Source organism: Pseudomonas viridiflava (genome assembly GCF_900602065.1).
In the GTDB taxonomy this organism is placed as follows: Bacteria; Pseudomonadota; Gammaproteobacteria; order Pseudomonadales; family Pseudomonadaceae; genus Aquipseudomonas.
In genome coordinates this window covers 346,072-366,570 of the sequence record NZ_UWFN01000350.1, presented here as the reverse complement: position 1 = coordinate 366,570, position 20,499 = coordinate 346,072, and the positions used below count along the sequence as shown (strand labels likewise).

The 20,499-nt window shown below is 57.8% G+C and carries 18 protein-coding genes and 1 tRNA gene; 15 read left to right on the top strand and 4 right to left on the bottom strand.

What is annotated here, in order from left to right:
* Nucleotides 1-90 precede the first annotated feature (90 nt).
* Nucleotides 91-1,533: an NADP-dependent succinate-semialdehyde dehydrogenase gene (gabD, locus tag EE949_RS28705; protein ID WP_122667367.1), complete on the bottom strand. Its 1,443-nt coding sequence runs from the start codon at nucleotides 1,531-1,533 to the stop codon at nucleotides 91-93.
* A 351-nt stretch (nucleotides 1,534-1,884) separates the two neighbouring features.
* Between gabD and EE949_RS28700 the strand changes: the two genes are divergently transcribed.
* From EE949_RS28700 to mnmH, 4 genes are all read left to right on the top strand, one after another.
* Nucleotides 1,885-1,961 (top strand) — tRNA-Arg (locus EE949_RS28700).
* A gap of 401 nt (nucleotides 1,962-2,362) precedes the next feature.
* Nucleotides 2,363-2,902, top strand: a complete 540-nt coding sequence (locus EE949_RS30060; RefSeq protein ID WP_346010018.1) for a DUF3077 domain-containing protein — start codon at nucleotides 2,363-2,365, stop codon at nucleotides 2,900-2,902.
* Between the two features lie 406 nt (nucleotides 2,903-3,308).
* Nucleotides 3,309-4,343, top strand: a complete 1,035-nt coding sequence (selD, locus tag EE949_RS28690; RefSeq protein WP_122667366.1) for a selenide, water dikinase SelD — start codon at nucleotides 3,309-3,311, stop codon at nucleotides 4,341-4,343.
* Nucleotides 4,343-5,443 (top strand): tRNA 2-selenouridine(34) synthase MnmH, encoded by a 1,101-nt coding sequence (mnmH, locus tag EE949_RS28685; protein ID WP_122667365.1) that lies wholly within the window; start codon nucleotides 4,343-4,345, stop codon nucleotides 5,441-5,443. Before selD ends, mnmH begins: the two co-directional genes overlap by 1 nt.
* Nucleotides 5,444-5,466: 23 nt before the next feature.
* On the opposite strand, the gene EE949_RS28680 is transcribed toward mnmH, so the two are convergent.
* The 3 genes from EE949_RS28680 to EE949_RS28670 all read right to left on the bottom strand — a co-directional run bounded on the left by EE949_RS28680 (nucleotide 5,467) and on the right by EE949_RS28670 (nucleotide 8,127).
* A complete protein-coding gene (locus tag EE949_RS28680; protein ID WP_122667364.1) occupies nucleotides 5,467-6,522 on the bottom strand; it encodes a permease in 1,056 nt (351 codons plus the stop codon).
* A gap of 256 nt (nucleotides 6,523-6,778) precedes the next feature.
* Nucleotides 6,779-7,048: a hypothetical protein gene (locus EE949_RS28675; protein ID WP_346010017.1), complete on the bottom strand. Its 270-nt coding sequence runs from the start codon at nucleotides 7,046-7,048 to the stop codon at nucleotides 6,779-6,781.
* A 167-nt stretch (nucleotides 7,049-7,215) separates the two neighbouring features.
* A complete protein-coding gene (locus tag EE949_RS28670) occupies nucleotides 7,216-8,127 on the bottom strand; it encodes a hypothetical protein (RefSeq protein ID WP_122667363.1) in 912 nt (303 codons plus the stop codon).
* A gap of 230 nt (nucleotides 8,128-8,357) precedes the next feature.
* Here EE949_RS28670 and EE949_RS28665 point away from each other — a divergent pair, with 230 nt between their 5' ends.
* The 11 genes from EE949_RS28665 to EE949_RS28615 all read left to right on the top strand — a co-directional run bounded on the left by EE949_RS28665 (nucleotide 8,358) and on the right by EE949_RS28615 (nucleotide 20,160).
* The gene (locus tag EE949_RS28665; RefSeq protein ID WP_122667362.1) at nucleotides 8,358-9,473 is read left to right on the top strand and encodes an S-type pyocin domain-containing protein; all 1,116 of its coding nucleotides are present in this window, start codon (nucleotides 8,358-8,360) and stop codon (nucleotides 9,471-9,473) included.
* 15 nt (nucleotides 9,474-9,488) lie between these two features.
* Nucleotides 9,489-9,731, top strand: a complete 243-nt coding sequence (locus tag EE949_RS29935) for a pyocin S6 family toxin immunity protein (protein ID WP_122667361.1) — start codon at nucleotides 9,489-9,491, stop codon at nucleotides 9,729-9,731.
* Nucleotides 9,732-9,857: 126 nt separating this feature from the next.
* Nucleotides 9,858-10,106 (top strand): pyocin S6 family toxin immunity protein, encoded by a 249-nt coding sequence (locus tag EE949_RS28655; RefSeq protein ID WP_430735907.1) that lies wholly within the window; start codon nucleotides 9,858-9,860, stop codon nucleotides 10,104-10,106.
* A gap of 10 nt (nucleotides 10,107-10,116) precedes the next feature.
* Nucleotides 10,117-10,407 carry a pyocin S6 family toxin immunity protein gene (locus EE949_RS29930; protein ID WP_122667360.1) on the top strand — a complete coding sequence of 97 codons (291 nt, stop codon included), beginning with the start codon at nucleotides 10,117-10,119 and terminating at the stop codon, nucleotides 10,405-10,407.
* A gap of 446 nt (nucleotides 10,408-10,853) precedes the next feature.
* Nucleotides 10,854-11,750 carry a LysR substrate-binding domain-containing protein gene (locus tag EE949_RS28645; RefSeq protein ID WP_122667359.1) on the top strand — a complete coding sequence of 299 codons (897 nt, stop codon included), beginning with the start codon at nucleotides 10,854-10,856 and terminating at the stop codon, nucleotides 11,748-11,750.
* A gap of 298 nt (nucleotides 11,751-12,048) precedes the next feature.
* A complete protein-coding gene (locus tag EE949_RS28640; RefSeq protein ID WP_430735911.1) occupies nucleotides 12,049-13,353 on the top strand; it encodes an MFS transporter in 1,305 nt (434 codons plus the stop codon).
* Nucleotides 13,350-14,609 (top strand): metal-dependent hydrolase family protein, encoded by a 1,260-nt coding sequence (locus EE949_RS28635; protein ID WP_122667358.1) that lies wholly within the window; start codon nucleotides 13,350-13,352, stop codon nucleotides 14,607-14,609. Before EE949_RS28640 ends, EE949_RS28635 begins: the two co-directional genes overlap by 4 nt.
* A gap of 924 nt (nucleotides 14,610-15,533) precedes the next feature.
* A complete protein-coding gene (locus EE949_RS28630; protein WP_240350469.1) occupies nucleotides 15,534-16,877 on the top strand; it encodes a cytochrome c in 1,344 nt (447 codons plus the stop codon).
* Between the two features lie 15 nt (nucleotides 16,878-16,892).
* Nucleotides 16,893-17,435, top strand: a complete 543-nt coding sequence (locus EE949_RS28625; protein ID WP_240350468.1) for a sorbitol dehydrogenase family protein — start codon at nucleotides 16,893-16,895, stop codon at nucleotides 17,433-17,435.
* The gene (locus EE949_RS28620; RefSeq protein ID WP_122667355.1) at nucleotides 17,432-19,066 is read left to right on the top strand and encodes a GMC family oxidoreductase; all 1,635 of its coding nucleotides are present in this window, start codon (nucleotides 17,432-17,434) and stop codon (nucleotides 19,064-19,066) included. The genes EE949_RS28625 and EE949_RS28620 overlap by 4 nt, the downstream gene beginning before the upstream one ends.
* A gap of 329 nt (nucleotides 19,067-19,395) precedes the next feature.
* Nucleotides 19,396-20,160 carry a hypothetical protein gene (locus EE949_RS28615; protein ID WP_240350467.1) on the top strand — a complete coding sequence of 255 codons (765 nt, stop codon included), beginning with the start codon at nucleotides 19,396-19,398 and terminating at the stop codon, nucleotides 20,158-20,160.
* The last annotated feature ends 339 nt before the right edge of the window (nucleotides 20,161-20,499 follow it).

Here is a 20,499-nt window from a genome sequence, read left to right as displayed (position 1 = left end):
TCACGGCCTCCGGCCACCAAAAAGGTTTGGGGTGCCACTAAAAACCGCCGAAACGTCGCTCTCGCGCCCCGGCGGCTGCAATCCTCTGCGTTAAACCGACAGGCAGAGGTATTTGATTTCCAGATAATCTTCGATGCCGTACTTCGAGCCTTCACGGCCCAGACCCGAGGCCTTGATACCGCCAAACGGCGCGACTTCGTTGGAGATCAACCCGGTGTTGATACCCACCATGCCGTACTCCAGCGCTTCAGCAACGCGGAACACGCGGCTCATGTTCTGAGCGTAGAAGTACGACGCCAGACCAAACTCGGTGTCGTTGGCCATGGCGATCACTTCAGCTTCGTCTTTAAAGCGGAACAGCGGCGCCAGCGGGCCAAAAGTCTCTTCTTTGGCTACGGCTGCATCTTTGGACACGTTGACCAGAATAGTCGGCTCAAAGAAGTTGCCTTCAATGCTGTTGCCACCGAACAGCACTTTCGCGCCTTTGCTCACGGCGTCGGCAATGTGTTCTTTGACCTTGGCCACAGCTTTGCCGTCGATCAACGGGCCGGTGGTGGTGCCCTCTTCCAGACCGTTACCGATCTTCAGCTTGGCCACTGCGACCTTGAGCTTTTCAGCGAACGCATCGTAAACCGCGTCCTGCACGTAGATCCGGTTGGCGCAGACGCAGGTCTGACCGTTGTTGCGGTACTTGGAGATAATCGCGCCTTCGACGGCCTTATCCAGGTCCGCGTCGTCGAACACGATGAACGGCGCGTTGCCGCCCAGTTCCAACGACACCTTCTTGATGTCCTTGGAGCATTCAGCCATCAACTGGCGACCGATCTCGGTCGAGCCGGTGAAGGACAGCTTGCGCACGATCGGGTTGCCAGTCAGCTCGCTGCCGATATCGCCAGCGCTGCCAGTCACGACGCTGAACACGCCCGCAGGGATGCCAGCACGCTCGGCCAGTTCAGCCAGCGCCAGTGCGGAGTAAGGAGTTTGCGAAGCAGGCTTGAGCACCATGGTGCAACCGGCAGCCAGCGCCGGGCCTGCTTTACGGGTGATCATCGCAGCCGGGAAGTTCCACGGCGTGATCGCAGCGGTCACACCAATCGGCTGCTTGAGCACGATCAGGCGCTTGTCCGGCTGATGGCCCGGAATCACGTCGCCATACACGCGCTTGGCTTCTTCAGCGAACCACTCAATAAAGGAAGCGGCATAACCGATCTCGCCTTTGGCCTCGGCCAGCGGCTTGCCCTGCTCCAGGGTCATCAAGCGAGCCAGGTCGTCCTGATTCTCGATCATCAGCTCAAACCAGCGACGCAGCTTGTTGCCACGATCCTTGGCGGTCAGTGCACGCCAGGCTGGCAGCGCCTTGTCAGCCGCTTCAATAGCACGACGGGTTTCAGCAGCGCCCATCTTCGGCACAGTGCCCAGAGTTTCATCTGTTGCAGGGTTGTTAACCTTGATGGTCTGGCCATTGTCCGCATCCAGCCAGGTGCCATTGATGTAGGCTTGCTGGCGGAACAACTTGGAATCTTTGAGCTGCATGTCGGCCTCCGCTTTGATATACCGAAAATGCGCCGCACACCGGCGGAGCAGGTTTTTGATCGTACAAAAGGCGCCTCGAACAAGGCTGCCATCAGGAAATCATCCGCCGGCCCCCGCCACGAAAGGTCAAAAGTGCAGGAAAACCGGGCAAGAGCGTTTGAAATCTCAAACGAATCCTAGGCACTGCTAGGGCAAAGGACAATAGGCCGTTCGAAAAAAAGAACGCAATTGCCAACATCCGCCCGATTTTCTGATCAGCGTCATCCAAATACCTTGAAACGTGCAAAATCAACAACAGCACTCACCAGCATGGACGCCCGCCAACCAGATGAGTATCATGGCGCCCGCATTGCACCAGTAGCTCAGCTGGATAGAGTACTGCCCTCCGAAGGCAGGGGTCATGGGTTCGAATCCCGTCTGGTGCACCATATTCGATTTCAGAGCTGGATTAGCAAATCTGAAATTACCCAAAGCCCGCCTTGTGCGGGCTTTGTTGTTTTTGGTGGCGGGATTTGCGGAATCCCCCTACATCCTCCGTCCGCTTCACATCCTTGTCGCTCCAAACCAACAACCCTAGAGTCCACGCCGTCGCTGCAAACGTAGCGACCGGGCTTGGCGGTCCGAACAGATATAGGCGAAAACAGCGCCCCGATTTAAGATGGCAGGCGCTGTTTTTTCGCGTGTGACCTGGCTTTATGACGGGTTGCGCAGGGACTCTTTCGGGAGTGCCGGGTTCCTATATCTCCGGTCCGCCAACCTTGTGCAATCCGTCACCCTTCTTTGCTTGGCGGCAGAGATGACGGTTCATCAAGATATAGGAGCGCGATCCATGACTACCTCCGACGAAATAAAACCAATCAAAACCATCGGCACCACCACCTTCTCCACCTGCGGCCCATCCCGTCAGCCGCTGTTTCGCATCAATCCCGACATACCTATCGAATCCGCACTGGAACACGCTTCCAGCTTATTGGCGTGTATCCATGAATTGAGCCTCGACGCCGCGATGAATGATGCAAGCAAGCAGAGTGTCTGGGCTGTTCATTATTTGAGCGATATGGCGAAGGCGATTCTGGATGATGCGTTGTCGGCGGGCGCAGCAAAAGGTCAAATGATCTATGCTTTCGCTGGCGTCAGTCAGAGTGAGCACCACCCCAACAGGTGCCACAAACAGCACAACATTGAGGAGCGGACGATGGGCAGAACATCGAATGATGACCGTAGCGACAGCCTGAACCCAAACAACGATGCTTACCAATCGAGCATGGATAATCACTCAGACCAGCTCAACCCGAACAATGAACGTTACCAAGGGACCAGTGACGATGAAGATATGGATCAGGGAGACTGCTTCGAGCACGGCGAGTGACGGATATGTGAGCAGATAATAAGCAGTTCAGATCACAGGGTGACGTGTTGCATTTTAATGGGCAAAACAGGCCGGATTAAGAGACATTAACCAGCTCCACTTGGTGTGACACTGCCTCTGCAACCTGGCTTGAAGCCCCCCCTGAAAATAGTCGCCCCGCAGTTCATGGGTTCGAAATCCCGTCTGATGCACCATATTTGATTTCAGAGCTAGATTGATGGCCTCATATTACCCAAAGCCCGCCTTGTAAGGGCTTTGTTGTTTTTGGTCGGAGAGTACTTCGCTGAGAACCCAGCCATATCGACAAGCACTGTGGACTGAAACCCCGCCCCACAATCCCCACCTTCATCAAGCCGCGCGTCCCCTCTGTTAGAATGCCAACCCTTTACACACAGAGTGGCATCCCATGAGCGCAACGGTCCGTTTGACCCAATACAGCCACGGCGCCGGCTGCGGTTGCAAGATCTCGCCCCAGGTGCTGGAGGTGATCCTCGCTGGCAGCGGCGCACAAAATCTCGATCCAAAACTTTGGGTGGGTAATGCTTCGCGGGACGACGCGGCGGTGTATGCCATTGATGAAGAGCGCGGGGTGGTCTCAACGACCGATTTCTTCATGCCCATTGTCGATGACCCCTACGATTTCGGGCGCATTGCCGCTACCAACGCGATCAGCGATATCTATGCCATGGGTGGCGATCCGATCATGGCGATCGCCATTCTGGGCTGGCCGGTCAACGTGCTTGCTCCGGAAATCGCTCGCGAGGTGATTCGCGGCGGCCGTGCGGTTTGTGATGCTGCGGGCATCCCGCTGGCCGGCGGACACTCCATTGACGCGCCAGAGCCGATCTTTGGCCTGGCGGTCACGGGCTTGGTCGAAAAACGCTTCATGAAACGCAACGACACCGCCACCGTGGGCTGTACGCTTTATCTGACCAAACCATTGGGGATCGGTGTACTCACCACCGCCGAGAAACAAGGCCTGCTGCGCGACGCTGACATTGGTGTGGCACGCGACCAGATGTGCACGCTCAATACCGTCGGCAGCCGTTTCGGTAAGCTCGCCGGGGTCACGGCGATGACTGACGTTACGGGTTTCGGCCTGCTAGGTCACTTGGTGGAAATGGCTGACGGCAGCCAACTGACCGCACGTATCGAGGCCAACGCCGTGCCGCGCCTGGCCAGTGTTGATTATTACCTTGAGCGAGGGTGCATACCGGGCGGCACGCTGCGCAACTTTGACAGCTACGGGGGGCGCATCGGCCAGTTGACCGACTCGCAGAAACATCTGTTATGCGATCCGCAAACAAGTGGCGGCCTGCTCGTCGCGGTCACGCCAGAGGGCCAGGCGCAATTTCTGCAGACCGCCGCCCACTCGGGCCTGAGCTTGCACCCGATTGGCACACTCATCGAGCGCCAGGCCGACGCCGTCGAGGTGTTCTGATGCGCGACAACAGCGACGATTTGCGCCATATCTTTCTAAACGATATCCCGCTGATGGACGTCCGCGCGCCCGTGGAATTCGCGAAGGGTGCCTTTGGTCAGTCCATTAACTTGCCACTGATGAATGATGCCGAGCGCGAGGCCGTAGGCACGGCCTATAAACAACACGGGCAGCAAGCCGCCATCGAGTTAGGGCATCGGCTGGTGTTTGGCGATACCCAGCAGGCCCGCATTGAGGGCTGGGCTCAGTTCGTTCGGAATCAACCCGAAGGCTATCTGTATTGCTTTCGCGGGGGCCTGCGGTCGCAGATCACCCAGCAGTGGCTGAAGGACATTGCGGGTATCCCTTATCCGCGAGTGCTGGGCGGTTACAAGGCGATGCGTACTTTCCTTATCGAAACCATCGAATACGCCGTTCAGGAGTGCGAGTTGGTGGTAGTGGGTGGCTTGACCGGGTCCGGCAAGACTGAAGTGCTGGCGGCGTTAAGCAACGGCCTCGACCTCGAAGGCCACGCTAACCATCGGGGCTCCAGCTTCGGCAAACGTGTCAGTGGCCAGCCTGGGCAGATCGACTTTGAAAACGCTCTGGCCGTGGACATCCTTAAGAAGCGCCATCACGGCGCTGATCATCTGATACTCGAGGACGAAGGTCGCACCGTCGGCAGCCGCGCGGTGCCGCTGTCGCTGTTTCGGCAGATGCAATCCGCGCCTTTGGTGTGGCTACAAGATAGCGTTGAGAGTCGGGTGGAGCGGATTCTCAAGGATTACGTGATCGACCTGTGCGCAGATTTCGTCGCCGCGTATGGACAGGACGAAGGATTCAATGCGTTTGCTGAGCGCCTGCGCCAGAGTCTGGCGAGCAATCTCAAGCGCTTGGGGGGCGAGCGCTATCAGCGCCTGGCAGCAATTATGGATGGCGCTCTGCAGACGCAGCAGACCACCGGGCAAGTGGACGCGCATCGGCAATGGATCGAGCAGTTACTCAACGAATACTACGACCCTATGTACGCTTACCAGCGCGACAGCAAGTCCAAGCGTATTGAGTTTGCCGGTGACCAAGCCGCAGTCATCGACTATTTACGGCAACGCCGCAACGGGTGAGCCCAGCGGCGCCTGCGCCTTTTCTAGAAAATCAGCGCGCCGATGACGCCGCTGACAATGCCCACCAGCATGGTCAGCAACGCGACGGCCACCAGCACCCGACGATCAAAAGATTTACGCAGCATTAATAGCGACGGCAGGCTGACGCTTGGCAGCGTCATCAATAGCGCGACGGCGGGGGCTGTACCCAAGCCCAGACCCATCAGGGCCTGCACAATAGGGATTTCTGCCGCGGTAGGAATCACAAACAAGGTGCCCACGACAGCGAGTGGCACCAGCCATAGCCAGCTATTGGCCATTGCTCCGTCGACGTGAGGGAAGAGCCATACCCTTGCCGCTCCGAGGATCAGCACCGCCAGCACGTAGATCGGGATGGTGGTCCAGAATAACTGCCACATCGTGCGTAACCACTGCAAAGGGAGGCTGCGGGTATCTGCGGTTGTGGCTACCTCAACGGCATCCACGGCCGCTTGCGGCAGCGCCTCTGGTCGCGACAAGCGCTGGCCGAGTAAAGCCGCGCCCAGCACAAGTGCGACGCCAGCCACCAAACGCAGGCCAGTGAACTGCCAACCGAGTACGAAGCCCATGAATATCAATGTGGCGGGGTTGAGCACCGGGTTTGCGATCCAGAACGCCAACGCCGCACCTTCCGATACATTCTGCCGCCGTAGCCCCGCCGCAACGGGGGCCGCGCAGCAGCTGCACATCATACCCGGCAGGGCGAACAGTCCTCCCCGCAGCGTCGAACCGAAGCCGGCTTTTCCGAACGCTCGCAGCAACCAGTCGCGGGGGATAAGTACCTGTACCAATGAGCCAAGGATGATCGCCAGCACGGCGGCCTTCCAGATCGCCAGGAAATACACCTGGGCGTAACTCAGTGCAGCAAGCCAGGGCGACGCCGAATGATCGTTGAGGATCGAGCCGCCAATGCTATGCGTGTCGGCAGCGACGAATGACTTGAGGTAATAAGGTGACCATTTGACGTAGTACAGGCCGATCACGGCCACCAGCAGGAACAACGCCGGTTTCCACCAGAATGCCCAAGAGCGGGTTGTGGAGGGATGAGGCTGGGTAATCATGATGAGATCCGTGCAGAAGCGTCCCCTATCATACGTCACAGGCCGCGTAGATGCGGGAGTGTGAAGTTTCCGGGTTCTTTTAGCCTTGTGCGCAACTGTGCGGGCTGTGTTGTTTCTCGTGGTTGGTCCCTATGCCCCGATGACTTCCCTGCCGTGTATACCTTTGACTGCGGGCCGCAATGACAGGAATGCTGCATGGCGTTCCGTCTATTGCATTGAGCCAGGCATTTACCGATAGAAGTGAGGATTAACGGGATCAGACTGATGGATTCCCTGCGAGGAAAGTGCCGGGAGGCGCGCGAGGGTTGAGCGAGGGCCACAGATAGCGCGGCGGCGGTTGCGGCCAGTTCTGCGCATTGATCGGTGCCGACGCCATGACGGGGATGTAATCAAACGCCCAGCCATCGGAGTTGAGCGCAACAGTTTGCCCGGTCTGATCCGAACTACCCAGATCAATGCGCGTGCCGCCCCCGCCTTCCAGCGAGCAAAAGCCACCATTCAGCCCGCTCAGGGCCAGGCCACTCATTTGCCCGTGATGAATACCGCAACCGAACAGACTGAACAGGACGCTGAATACAGCACCCAGGCAATCATCGACCGGTCATCACGAGAGATTTTCATGGGCGCGACTCTAGCACCGCTCGTCGGGTTGAGACAGTTGAGGGCCGTGGGCTAATTGCCGCATGCCAATCATCACTCCTGACGCTCACCTTCAATCACACGCCCCTGCCCTTCGACGTTGCCGTGCAGCATCGAGTACGTGGTCAGTTGCCCTAATCGGCGCTCCAGTTCCAGCAGCAAACGGTTACGCGTGGTCAGCACTTCGTTGCCGTTGAACAGGCCCGGCTCGACGGTGTAGAGGTTAAACATCTGGTTGATCGCGGCAGGCCCGGCGATGCTGTAGTTCTCTTGCGAACTGTGGTTGTACAGCGCGACCATCTGCCCGGTCTGGCTATCAGCGCGGCGTGCGAACAGCATGCTGACGGTTTGCCCTTCACGGATGCGCACAGTGCTATCGGAAAACTGGAAGCAAGCCTCCTTGCCATCACGCAGCTTGACCCAGAACTCGTGCTCTTGAACGTTGTGGCTGCTGACGTGCATCGATGAAGAGCTGCCGCCGATGGAGCCGGTTCCGTCGATCAAAAAGCCGCCACCCGAGCGGTGCGAATGACTGGCGCTGAGGTGAGTCTGGTTGCGCTTCTGGGTGTCGAGGATCTGCCCCGTCACCACGAAAAAGTGCAGCTGGCGGTCGTAGTGATTAAACGGCTCGTCGATGAAGTTGACGTCTTCCGGCGACAGGCTGATGTCGTACATGGTGCGGATCATTTCTGCGCGAGCGGCCTTGTCGTGCTTGGCGCGCTCTTTGAGCTCGGCACGACGCAGCTTGGCATCGTCAATCGCCTTGAGCGCCTGAGCCTTGAGAATCGGGGTTTTCTCCTGAGCATAGGCCGCCGCCTTTTCGCTCGCTTCCTTGAGGATCGGCGCGGCCTTCTGACCGGCCTCGACGGCCATGTCCTTAGCCTTGTTCATCGCCTGAGCCGCCTTGGCTGCCAGTTCAGGGTTAGCGTCGACAGCTTTCTTTTTCAGGTCATCCCAGAGACTCATTCCCTATCCTCAACGCTTGATCAATAAACGGGCCGCGTACCTGCGGGCGTGAGGAGTTTACAGGCTCTTTTGGCCTTTATGCGCGGCCGTCAGGGCCTGTTTCATCGCGTTTAAATGGGAGGTGGAATTACCGCGCACCTGAAATGCCCGGTTACCGAGTGTTTATTGACCCTCATCAGGCTGATCGACACCCTGCACGCCCCGACATTAAGGAAAGTCTCGGTCGCGTTATGAGAGAGGACGATCTGAAAAAAGATCCATTTGAGGAGCCATGGTATGCCCAGTATTTTGGTGGCGGCAGCTCATGGGGTGGACGGGTAAGGCCTGCTCAGCCTCCGGAGCCGGTTTACATCGAAAAAGACTACTGGCCAGCGCCCAAACCCCGCACAGATTTGATCTTCGCCAAGTCGTGTACGAGTGCAAACTGGCGCCTGACCGAAGCAGGCACTTGCACCGAACCTGTGTCCAACTTCGGAGCCGTGATGGTTGTCGGTTCTATGGCGGTGCCTGCAGCCAATGCTGCTGTTGCAACTGCGCTCGGTGCCGACCTTGCGCTGGGCCGAGTGGCTGGCGGCGGGATCATGCAACAGGGTCTGACCTGGGCAATCCGCGGCGCGAGTTTGCCTGCCAGTGTATTCATCCTCGGCATGCTCCCGACCAAGATGGGCGACGGCACGCTGTACACCGACGAACAACTGCGCAATATGACTCGCGCGCCCAGTCGCGTGCGCTTCCAGTTTCGTCAGGATGCAGAAGGCGTTTTGCAGGTTTACGGCATTCACACTGGACCGACGGGCGATGATTCAGTCCGCACGGTGCAAGCAGCCTGGAACGCCGACCAGACCGCACTGGAAGCCAAGCTCAACGGCATCACGATTCTCTGGACACCCAAGCGCGGCCCGCTGGGCGAAATGCCGCCCCTGATCTACCCCGACAACAGCGGCGAGCAACTGGGCACCATCCTCGTCCACCCGATCCCGGAAAACACCGACAGCCAGATCGAAGGCTTCCCCGGCGAAGACATCACTACCGACGACTGCATCGTGGTGTTCCCGGCGGATACTGGGTTGAGGTCGATGTATGTGGTGTTTGCTCGCCAGTTTGGTGGAGATCATAGTTACCACAGAGCACCAAAGAAGCTTGCGAAATTCCCGGACGCGATCAAAGTGCGTCATAAAGGACATCGACATCGATGGGAGAGCAAGACGCGTATATATGAATGGGATTACCAACACGGAAAAGTAGAGGTATACGACAAGCAGGGAAATCATTTAGGTGAGTACGACCCAGATACTGGCGAAAAAACTGGTGACGCCAAACCCGAAAGACGAATAACGACGAAATGAGAAGGAGCATCACACGTGACATTTCTCTCAATCAGTGGCTTTTACCCAGAGCCGAATCCAGACAACTCGTTGTACTACGAAAAAGATGTACCACCAGAGTTAGAGGAGGCAGTCCTGGCAGCCATGGGGTGGGCCTCCCAGGAGGATGTTCCGCCTGGCGAGACTGACCTCAGCCAAGATCAAGCATCTGCGGTAATGGGGCTGCTTGGTGACCAGGCCAATGACGGGTTGACGTACAGCATTGGGGTTTTTAGATAGAGCTCAACAACCTGCGTAGAAAGCGGAGACTATAGATCGGGCTAATAATCCGGGACTGGAAATGGATGCAAATTTCTATAACCGTATTTGCTAGGTCTAGTGAGTGAGCCGGAAAGGAATAGAAAGATGTTGACCATGTTTCTATGGATCTCCGGTTTTTTGAAAAATGACGCTGAGGACGACGCGTTGAAATTTGACCTCGTCGTAAAGCCAGAATATGAAGATGCTGTATTGAATATTCTCGGATGGGAAAGCTTGGAGAAAAGTCCTGATGGTGAATGGCTGCTATCCATGGAACAGGTGGGTGAAGTATCCACAGCGGTCAACGAGCCATTGCCAAGCAATCTAGACGTGTTTATCGGGGTTCGGGCGTAGCGACGAAGAGGTGGCTGAAAGACATCGAAATACAGTAGAGGTTATATTCCTCTCAATCAGTGGTTTTTACTCAGACTCTTGGGACGACTCATTACAGTACGAGGGGGACATAACGCAGGAACTTGAGCCGGGAGTGCTCGCCGCAATGGGCTGGGCCTCAATGCAACATGTGCCCCCGGATGAGCACATTCTGACGGCGGATCAAGTGAAGGCTGTGATGAAGATACTTGGTGATCCCGTCAGAAATGACTTGGTTTACTACATAGGTGCCAGTGTAAAACGCATTCCGCTGCCAAGCTAGTTTACAGAATCCCCCTACACTTCCCGTCCGCTTCACGTCCTTGTCGCTCCCGCCCGCCAACCCCAGAGTCCACACCATCGCTGCAAACGTAGCGACCGGGCTTGGCGGTCCGAACACTAGTGGATTTGCCCTTAAGCTCAGATCCCGATGGTTGAATCTTGCCCAAGAATCAGCCGCCTCGGCCCGTCAGGTATATCGCGTTATCGTTCATCGCGAGCAAGCTCAGCTCCCACAGGTTAACCCTGACACAGCGGCGAGCGCTGTGGGAGCCGGGCTTGCCCGCGATACATGAGACGCGGATAGACGACATACCGCGCAATCGTTTATCGCTGGCAGGTGGAGCGCCACCCCGCGTACACGAGTTCAACGGGGCTAATCCATCTGGAGGTGAAACCTCCGCGCTTTTTTGTTCTGATGGCGGGACTTCATGACTGTCCGGATCCCCCATGCGCATCGAACCTCTGCCGCCGCTGCAAACCCTTATCGCCTTTGAGGCGGCGGTACGCCATGGCAGTTTCACTCGCGCGGCCACTGAGCTGCATTTGACGCAAAGTGCGATCAGTCGTCAGGTGCAGCAGCTTGAGGAGTTTCTGGGGCGGGCGTTGTTTCGGCGTGAGCACAAGCGCATTCATCTCACGGTGGCTGGGCAGGTGTATGCCGAACAGGTGCATCGGGTGCTTGCCCAGTGCGCTGAAGCGACGGCGCAGGTCATGACGCACAGCGGCGAGCAGGAACTGACGCTGGCGTGTTCCAGCGGTGTCGCGGCGTTGTGGTTGGGGCCGTTGGTGGGGCGTTATGCCGATGAGTTTCCCAATGTCGACGTGCGACTGCGGGTGGTGGACGGGCTGGATTCCCTGGTGCGTGCGGAGTTTGATCTGGCGGTGTATTTCCTGCGCTCGGGTTCGCCGCCGGGGCTGGACAGTCGGCTGTTGTTTGCAGAGTCGGTGGGGGCATATTGCGCGCCGGGCTATCTGCAAGGTCAGGTGCTCAAGCCACAACAGTTGTTCGAACATCGGCTGTTGATGCTTGAGGATGGTCAGCGTCAGTGGCTGTCCTGGACTGACTGGTTTACACGTCAGGGTATCGATGCCTCGGCGATTTCCAAACGTCTGACCGTGAATAACTATCCCGTGATGGTGGACCTGGCCATTGATGGACGCGGCATTGTGCTGGGCTGGAAACCGATGATTGATGGGCACGTTAAGTCCGGGGCGTTGGTGCCGGCTTGTGATGTCCATGTGGGCGAGATCGGTGGTTATTATTTGCTCAATCCGTCGGGGCAGTTTCCGAGCCGTGCGGCGCGGTCTTTTGAGCAGTGGTTGACGGTTCAGAGCGGGGACTGAATCACGTTTTCTGTAGGAGCTGTCGGGCACCGCGAGGCTGCGATAGCGATTTGTCGGACGCACCGATATCGCAGCCTCGCGGTGCCCGACAGCTCCTACAGATCCACGTCCTCTTGCATGCATCCAGCGCATGCATATCTTCCCAATGAGCGTTTTCCCGCATCCAATTACGCGAGTTATTCTCGGTCCTACAAGGGCATAAGACCCTGACGATGTTTCACCCGATTGCTTCTCTGCCCCACTCGTGCGCGGGACAAATCCCTGCGTAATCTGCATGCAGGAGTTCAACGTGAACGCTATAAAAAACAGTTCCACGGCAACCCATAACCAGAAAGCACGCAAAGCCGTGATCGCGACAGTGATCGGCAACGGGCTTGAATGGTTCGACTTCACGGTCTATAGCTTTTTCTCAGTCATCATCGCCAAGGTGTTTTTCCCCACCGACAGCGAACTCACCTCTTATCTACTGGCACTGGCGACGTTCGGCGTAGGCTTTTTCATGCGTCCGGTCGGCGGCATTGTGCTGGGCGTTTATGGTGACAAACACGGGCGTAAAGCCGCGCTTTCGCTGACCATCCTGTTGATGGCGCTGGGCACGCTGATCATTGCGATCACCCCGAGTTACGCGCAAATCGGCATGATCGCGCCGGTGTTGATTGTGCTCGCACGGCTGCTGCAAGGCTTCTCCGCGGGCGGTGAAATGGGCAGCGCGACGGCCTTTCTGACCGAGCACGCGCCGGACGGCAAGAAGGCGTTTTACTCCAGCTGGATTCAGGCCAGTATCGGCGTCGCCGTGCTGCTGGGTTCCACGCTGGGCGCTATCCTTTCGAACTACCTGACTCAGGCTCAGCTGGAAAGCTGGGGCTGGCGGATCCCGTTTATCATCGGCACGCTGATTGGTCCGGTCGGTTTCTACATCCGTAGCCGCATCGACGAGACGCCGGTCTATAAAGAGTCCAAAACCACCGAGTCCCCACTGCGCGAAGTCTTCCGCACCTACCCACGGGAAACCCTGATCAGCTTCTCGCTGGTCGTGCTATGGACGGTCTGCACCTACGCAATTCTGTTCTACATCCCATCCTATTCGACCCGCGTTCTGGGTCTGCCAAGCGGCGTGGGTTTCAGCGCCGGGATGATGGGCGGTGCTGTATTGATCGTCGCCACTCCGATTGTCGGCATGCTGGCGGATAAGCACGGTCGCCGCCCTTGGTTACTGGGTTCGGCAGCTGCCATTTTCGTCGCAGCGTATCCGATGTTCCTGTTCATCAACCAAATGCCAGGGCTGGCCTCGCTGCTGATTTTTGAAGTGGTGATGGGCCTGTTGATCGCCGGTTACATCGGCTCGATTCTGGCCGCGTTCAGCGAACTACTGCCGACTCATGTGCTGTCCACCGGCCTGTCCGTGGCCTACAACTTTGCGGTCACGATCTTCGGCGGTTTCGCCACCTTCACCATTACCTGGCTGATCGCCAACACCGGCAGCAACGTCGCGCCGGCCTTTTACATCATGTTCGCCGCGGTGGTCAGCGGTTGCGGCGCATTTCTGTATCGCGACCGCAAGACCAGCGCCAATGCCACCTTCAAGGGAGCCGCTCTGCAATGAGTACTGAAAAAACGACACGCCTGATTCTGCGCAACGGCCAATTGCTCGACCTGAATAAAGGCGAGTTGCTGGGCGGTCTGGAAGTTGTGATCGAGGGTGGACGCATCAGCGCGGTTCGCCCGCAAGGTGATGCAGCAGAAACCGATGCCCAGGTGATCGATCTGGATGGCCGCACGCTGATGCCCGGCCTGATCGACTGCCACGTTCACGTGCTGGCCTCCAACGCCAATCTGGGCATGAATGCGCTGCAACCCAACGCGATCATCATGTACCGCGCCTTGCCGATTCTTGAGGCGATGCTCAATCGTGGTTTCACCACCGTGCGTGACGCGGGCGGTGCGGACTGGGCGCTGGCTCGCTCTATCGCGCTGGGCCTCGTGCCGGGGCCGCGTATTTTTGCAGCCGGTAAAGCGCTGTCCCAAACCGGTGGTCACGGCGACATGCGCGCACGTGGCGAGCTCCTACTGAGCGAACCGTGTTCGTGCTGCTTCCGCGCTGGCGCTATCGCCCGCGTCGTGGACGGCGTCGACAACGTGCGTCTGGCCGTGCGTGAAGAACTGCAACAAGGCGCCAACCAGATCAAGATCATGGCCTCGGGCGGCGTGTCTTCACCGACAGACCCGATTGCCAACACGCAGTACAGCGAAGCGGAAATCCGCGCCATCGTCGATGAAGCCGAAGCTGCCAATACCTATGTGATGGCTCACGCGTATACCGCCCGCGCGATTCGTCGCGCTATCGAGTGCGGCGTGCGCACCATCGAGCACGGCAATCTGGTCGACGCCGACACTGCAAAACTGATGGCTGAAAAAGGCGCGTTCGCTGTACCGACCCAAGTCACCTACGAAATGCTCGCCAAACACGGCGCCGAAGCCGGTCTGCCGCCTGATTCGGTGGCCAAGATTGAAGACGTCCGGCTGGCCGGTCGTAACGCGCTCAAGCTATTCGCCGAAGCGGGCGTGGAAATGGGTTACGGCTCAGACTTGCTGGGCGACATGCATCAGTACCAAAGCCATGAGTTGCAGATCCGCGCCGAAGTATTGGGCAACCTCGCCGCCCTGCGAAGCGCCACCACCGTCGCGGCCAAAATCCTGCAACGCGAGGGTCAATTGGGCTGCATCGCCGAAGGCGCTATCGCCGACCTGCTGGTGGTCGACGGCAACCCGCTGGAATCCATCGAGTGTCTGGTGGGCCAAGGGGAAAACCTGGCGATGATCATTCAGGAAGGCAGCATCAAGAAAAACACCTTGGTGTAACGCTGAAGTGCCTCAGAGCCCGCCTTGTGCGGGCTTTGTTGTTTCTGGGAGTGGCGCAAACCATGTGCAACCGCAAGACTCTGTAGGAGCGCAGCTTGCTCGCGATGAGGCCCGTACATCCGCCGCATATGTGTTGCCTGCAAACCCTCCATCGCGAGCAAGCTCGGCTCCTACAGGTGCTATGCATATGTAAAGCCTTGGCTAGCCTGGTGGGGCCGACTTTAGCCGGGAAGAGACCAGTGTAGACGCAGCGTCTGTGTCGTCCGATATACGTCCTTCCCGGCTAAAGTCGGTACCAGAGCAATGAATCTCGGCGCGTTCAAAAAAACTCAATCCAGTTGGTGTCGATGGAGGAGTTTTCAGGGCTCATTTTCGTGCTCTTCAAGGGAGACTTCAAAGGGACTAATCGTATGCGCAACAGGTCTCGTGCATCGTCCGAAAATACCTTTCTCAAGCGCATGACCTTTCATCCAACCTTGTCAGTCTTGTCCTTCTTCATTTCTTCCATCAGCCCTGTTTGCAGTTGCTGATCTCTCGATTTACATCCCCCTCACCAAAAAACAGCACAAACGTTCCAAAGCCCTCCCCTCCAAAGTCATACAGTTGTCGTACATCTAGCCCATACGGGCCGGGGCCTGTAGGCGAGATACCCGATCTAGAGCCTTCGACGATTCAAAAATAGCATGGCACTTTGCCTTTTTGGATGTTGCAAGATGTTACTGATCGTGAAACATTCCCCTCGTTTTTGTGCGACAACTTGTCGCTAGCGCTGAATTGACGCCTTCCGTGAGCGTCGTTTCCGACCAAGCGCACCACTAGCCTCCGAACCTGAAAAAGCCACGGCTGCAGTTGCCTAAGGTAGACAAATACATGTCTTGTTTTATTCGAGAAAGACAGCGGATCAGGGGTGCCTGTCTGGGCCTGATGACGCTGATGTTTTGCCTGGCGGGCTCCGCCAATGGCGAAGAGCTGGAGGCCAATGCGTCGGCCGGTAAACGTCTGGCAATTGCGTCGGACTGCGTTGCGTGTCACACCACGCCTGGCGGCAAACCCTTCGCGGGTGGCTACCCGCTCAACTCGCCAATGGGTGTGATTTATTCGACCAACATCACCCCGTCGAAAACCGCCGGTATCGGTAACTACACCCAAGAGCAATTTGCTCGAGCGGTGCGCGACGGCGTGACACCCGATGGCACGCACTTGTACCCCGCGATGCCGTACACCTCGTATTCGAAAATCACCGACAGCGATATCGCGGCGCTCTACGACTACTTCATGCACGAGGTCCCGGCCGTAGAAACGCCATCGCCGAAAACTGAACTGGCATTCCCGTTCAACATTCGCGCATCGATGATTGGCTGGAACCTGCTGTTCCACGACACCACTCGTTTCACGCCGGACGCCAGCAAAATCGCAGAGGTGAACCGCGGTGATTACCTGGTCAACGCTCTGGCCCACTGCGATACCTGCCACACCCCGCGTAACTTCCTGATGGCTGCTGACAACAGCAAACCACTGGGCGGCGGTGCGTTGGGGCCTTGGTATGCGCCCAACATCAGCTCCGACAAAGTCAGCGGTATTGGCGCCTGGTCCAGCGATGAAATCGTCGCTTACCTGCGCACCGGTCACGTGGAAGGTAAAGCACAAGCGGCAGGTCCGATGGCTGAAGCGGTCGAGCACAGCCTGCAATACCTGCCGGATACAGACCTGAAGGCTATTGCTGCGTATCTGCAGCAAACCCAGCCAGTCAAATCGGGCGAAACCAAGGCACGCCACGAATTTGGCCAGGCTTCGACTGATGAGCTGACCCTGCGTGGCGGCAAGCCGGAAGACAATCCGGGCTGGCATGTTTTCAGTGGCACTTGCGCCAACTGCCACCAGGCAAATGGCCAGGGCAACAAAGAATATCCGTCGCTGTTCAACAACACGGCCACCAGCCGTGCGGACAACCTGATCGCGACCATCGTCTACGGCGTGCATCGCACCGTCGATGGTGTGGCTGTGGACATGCCGGGCTTTGGTCCTGACGCATTCTTCACTGACCGCCTGACCGACCAGCAGATCGCCGACGTCAGCAACTATGTGCTGTCGCACTACGGCAACGCGGCCGAGAAAGTCACCGCCGCCGACGTCGCCCAAACTCGCGCAGGCGGCCCAACGGCTCCGCTGGCGACACTGGCCAGGTTCACGATTCCGGCAATCATCCTCGTGGTTCTGCTGATCGGCCTCGTGGTGTGGCTGATCGCACGCCGCCGCAAGGGGGCCTGAGCAATGGATAACTCAATGAATCACAAGCAAGCACCGACTCAAGCTGAATCACCAACCGGTTTCTCTCGCCGCAACCTGCTGCGCGGCTCCGTTGCACTGGGCCTGATGGGCCTGGTGGGTGGCATGCTGCCGTGGCAATCAGTCCTGGCCGCTGATCAGTCGACCGCTGACTTTATCGCGCTGTCGCAGTTTCTGGTCAGCCGTCCGGTCAATCCGGTATTGGCTGCGCGTTACTACACGGCATTGGCCAAACGCGCGCCGAACTTCGCCGGAAACGCTGCTGCTTTGAAGCAACTGATTGCCGACAACAACCTCAAGCATGTCGATGAGTACCTGAAGCTGGCCAACCCTGACGCGTCCCTCAAGGCGACCGCGACCAGCATCATTGCCGCCTGGTACCTGGGCATTGTCGGCGAAGCAGCCGACGCGGAACTCGTCGCCTTCTCCGAAGCGATGATGTACCTCCCGACCCACGGCACCCTCATCGTCCCAACATACGGCAGCGGCCCGGCTACATGGGGTCCCAAGCCAGCAGATACCAAGGATTCCAGAATATGAGCAGCGGTGATTTCGACGCCGATGTGGTGATCATCGGCTCCGGCGTAATGGGCGGCCTGATCGCCAGCGAACTGGCCAAAGCCAATAAATCAGTGATCGTGCTGGAAGCGGGCCCACGGGTTAACCGACGCGATATCGTTGAAACCTTCCGCAACGCGCCGATCAAACTGTCGTTGGCCAACGCCAAGCTGCAAGGCGCTGGCTCGCCATACCCAAGCCTGCCGCACGCGCCGTCCACTTATGGCGACTATCTGCAGCAAGTCGGGCCGGTAAAATACAACACGTCGTACCTGCGCGTAGTGGGCGGTACTACCTGGCACTTCGGTTCGTCGCTGTGGCGCATGTTGCCCAACGACTTCCGCCTCAAGTCCCTGTACGGGCGTGGTCGCGACTGGCCGATCAGCTACGACGAGCTGGAACCCTTCTACGCTCGCGCCGAAACAGAGCTGGGCGTCTCTGGCGTCGACGGTCAGGATGAAAGCGGCCAGGGCGGCGAAGCATTCCCGCCCCGCTCCATTCCCTACCCGATGGAAGGCCTCAAGCCGAGCTACATGTTCAAGCGTCTGTCCGAGCTACTGAGCAAGGGCGGCTACAACCCGATTCTGGAACCCAACGGCCGCGCCACTCGCCCTTACGGCAAGCGTCCACCGTGTGCAGGCAACAACAACTGCAACCCGGTGTGCCCGATTGCCGCCAAGTACGACGGCTCGATGCACATCGACGAAGCCGAGAAGCATGGCGCCAAGGTCATGGACAACTCGGTGGTGTACAAGATTGAGGCCGACGATAGCGGCAAGATCACCTCGATCTGGTACATGAAGCCTGACAAGTCCAAGCATCAGCTCAAGGCCAAGTACTTCGTGCTCGCGGCTTACGGCATCGAGTCACCGAAGTTGCTGCTGATGTCCACATCGGAGAAATACCCGAACGGTATCGCCAACTCGTCTGACCAGGTCGGCCGCAACCTGATGGACCACACCGGCATCAGCATGAACGTGATGACCAAGGAAGACATGTGGCCGGGCGAAGGTCCGACACAGTTGCTGGTTTATCTGAACAGCCGCGACGGTGCGTTCCGCAAGGATTATCCGAGCTACAAGATCAAGGTGCGTAACACCGTGCCGACCTCGCAGATCACTTCAAACCTGATCGCTAAAGGCGTGCTCGGCTCCAAGCTGGACGAGGGCATTCGCCTGCAATCGGCTCGCTCGCTGAACTGGGCGGTGGACTTCGAAACCTTGCCGCTGCCTGAAAACCGCGTCACGCCAAGCAAGACCAAGTTCGACGCCATTGGCCTGCCGGTTCCGGAAATCTATTACAGCGTGCCGGAGTACTGGCATGCCGGTAAGGAAAAGGCGCTGGAGGACTTCAAACAGTTCGCCAAACTGCTCGATGCCGACATCCTCAGCACCGACGTGGGTTTCCAGAACCGCCAGCACATCATGGGCACAACCATCATGGGCGACGATCCGAAGGATTCGGTGGTCGACCGCGATTGCCGCACCCACGATCACCCGAACCTGTTCATCGCAGGCACCAGCGTCATGGCGTCCTCGTCCAGCGTTAACCCAACGCTGACAGGCGCGGCACTGAGCCTGCGGATTGCGGATGAGTTGCTGAAAGAGGTTTAAAAAACCTGGCGATCCATCACTGGATCGCCAACCCTCTGTAGGAGCTGCCGAAGGCTGCGATTGCGGTCCGTCTGACATACCGCTTCGCGACCGTCGTAACCTCCGATGGCTCCTACAGGGAATCGGTGTAGCTGGAAGTAAGCGCTTTTACCTTGTAGGAGCTGCCGAAGGCTGCGAAGCGCTTATCCTGACATACCACCATCGCAGCCTTCGGCAGCTCCTACAGGGGTTAAACACAAAACCTGTAACGCTGGCGAAACAGTTTCAATCGGTTTACCCTCGCCTCACCCAAGCGCAATGGATGCGCAGCCGACATCAAGGAAGAGCGCATGGAGCCCAGCGAGAGCCAGTCTCGGGACAAATACCATCCATTTGAGCACCTGAGCGCTCCGGCTGATGACGCGCCAAAGGCGTACAGACGCCACCCTTCCAGGCCTTCACGCCTCTATCGCCGCCTCTTTGTACCGTTGATTTTTATCGCTGCTGCTGGCTATCTGCTGATGCATTTCAGTGATCGTCTGCAAAGCGTTATTCAACAAGTCACTGCCCACCGCAACCCGCCGCCTGCGCTGCCTGCCAGCTCGAATCCCGTGCCACCGATGTACACACGTGACGCCCTGGCCAGTCCGAAGCCGCTGGCCGATTGCATAAAACCCGACAACATCATCGACGAAGCGGTTGCCACCTGCCGCTACGGCCAATTCCCACGCGCATCCGAAGACACAAAAGCACAGGGCATGGTGAGTGCTTCCTACATGGCAAAGTACAAAAGCGAACAGCAACAACCCCCGGCTCGAACCAAACGCGTCACCGCTTTCAACATTGAGCGCGCAACGGTCTGGCAGTGGGACGGCAAACGCACCTACGCCGCCGAGTGGGCGATCAATAACAATCGAATCGACGGCAGCAGCGTCTGCGCAAACTATCGACGCGGTTCCATCGAGTACCGCGAATGCCGCAAAGGCGCCAAAGTTTACTTCCGGGAAAAATGCCGCGAATGGGGCAAACGTCGGGACAGAGATGGCAGCGACGCCAGCCAGGCTATCGAGGAGCGCTTTTGCTCAGCGGGCGAAGGTTTCAATCCACTGGGCTGAGCCCTCATCAAATGGCGTAAATGCCGTCATACCGCCAGTTGATTGCTAGCAATCTGGCCATCAGCAGTTTTTTTGCCATTTTTTTCGACATCTTTTGTAACGCCTTACGCCCCCTGAAACTGGGCGCGTTGCGCGATATGGTGCGTCATCCCGCCACAGGTGGCCCCGGCTAGAGCGGTTGCCATCATCGGCCTCAGATGGGATAAACAAAAAGCAAACGGGCTCGAAAATCTATAAAAAACGTAGATTCATGGGTCATTGAAGTCGTATAGCGGCGATCCTGCATCAGCTAAAAGTCCACACGTACTGTGTTCGCGCATTTTGCCCACAGCGTGCTGG

Excerpts from the sequence above, each read along its gene's own strand:
- EE949_RS28635 (WP_122667358.1), top strand. The coding sequence starts at position 13,350 with ATGAGTACTGAAAAAACGACACGCCTGATTCTGCGCAACGGCCAATTG.
- mnmH (WP_122667365.1), top strand. The coding sequence starts at position 4,343 with ATGCGCGACAACAGCGACGATTTGCGCCATATCTTTCTAAACGATATC.
- EE949_RS28625 (WP_240350468.1), top strand. The coding sequence starts at position 16,893 with ATGAATCACAAGCAAGCACCGACTCAAGCTGAATCACCAACCGGTTTC.
- gabD (WP_122667367.1), bottom strand. The coding sequence starts at position 1,533 with ATGCAGCTCAAAGATTCCAAGTTGTTCCGCCAGCAAGCCTACATCAAT.
- EE949_RS28630 (WP_240350469.1), top strand. The coding sequence starts at position 15,534 with ATGACGCTGATGTTTTGCCTGGCGGGCTCCGCCAATGGCGAAGAGCTG.
- EE949_RS28615 (WP_240350467.1), top strand. The coding sequence starts at position 19,396 with ATGGAGCCCAGCGAGAGCCAGTCTCGGGACAAATACCATCCATTTGAG.
- EE949_RS28665 (WP_122667362.1), top strand. The coding sequence starts at position 8,358 with ATGAGAGAGGACGATCTGAAAAAAGATCCATTTGAGGAGCCATGGTAT.
- selD (WP_122667366.1), top strand. The coding sequence starts at position 3,309 with ATGAGCGCAACGGTCCGTTTGACCCAATACAGCCACGGCGCCGGCTGC.
- EE949_RS28675 (WP_346010017.1), bottom strand. The coding sequence starts at position 7,048 with ATGAGTGGCCTGGCCCTGAGCGGGCTGAATGGTGGCTTTTGCTCGCTG.
- EE949_RS28670 (WP_122667363.1), bottom strand. The coding sequence starts at position 8,127 with ATGAGTCTCTGGGATGACCTGAAAAAGAAAGCTGTCGACGCTAACCCT.
- EE949_RS30060 (WP_346010018.1), top strand. The coding sequence starts at position 2,363 with ATGACTACCTCCGACGAAATAAAACCAATCAAAACCATCGGCACCACC.
- EE949_RS28620 (WP_122667355.1), top strand. The coding sequence starts at position 17,432 with ATGAGCAGCGGTGATTTCGACGCCGATGTGGTGATCATCGGCTCCGGC.
- EE949_RS28655 (WP_430735907.1), top strand. The coding sequence starts at position 9,858 with ATGTTGACCATGTTTCTATGGATCTCCGGTTTTTTGAAAAATGACGCT.
- EE949_RS28645 (WP_122667359.1), top strand. The coding sequence starts at position 10,854 with ATGCGCATCGAACCTCTGCCGCCGCTGCAAACCCTTATCGCCTTTGAG.
- EE949_RS28680 (WP_122667364.1), bottom strand. The coding sequence starts at position 6,522 with ATGATTACCCAGCCTCATCCCTCCACAACCCGCTCTTGGGCATTCTGG.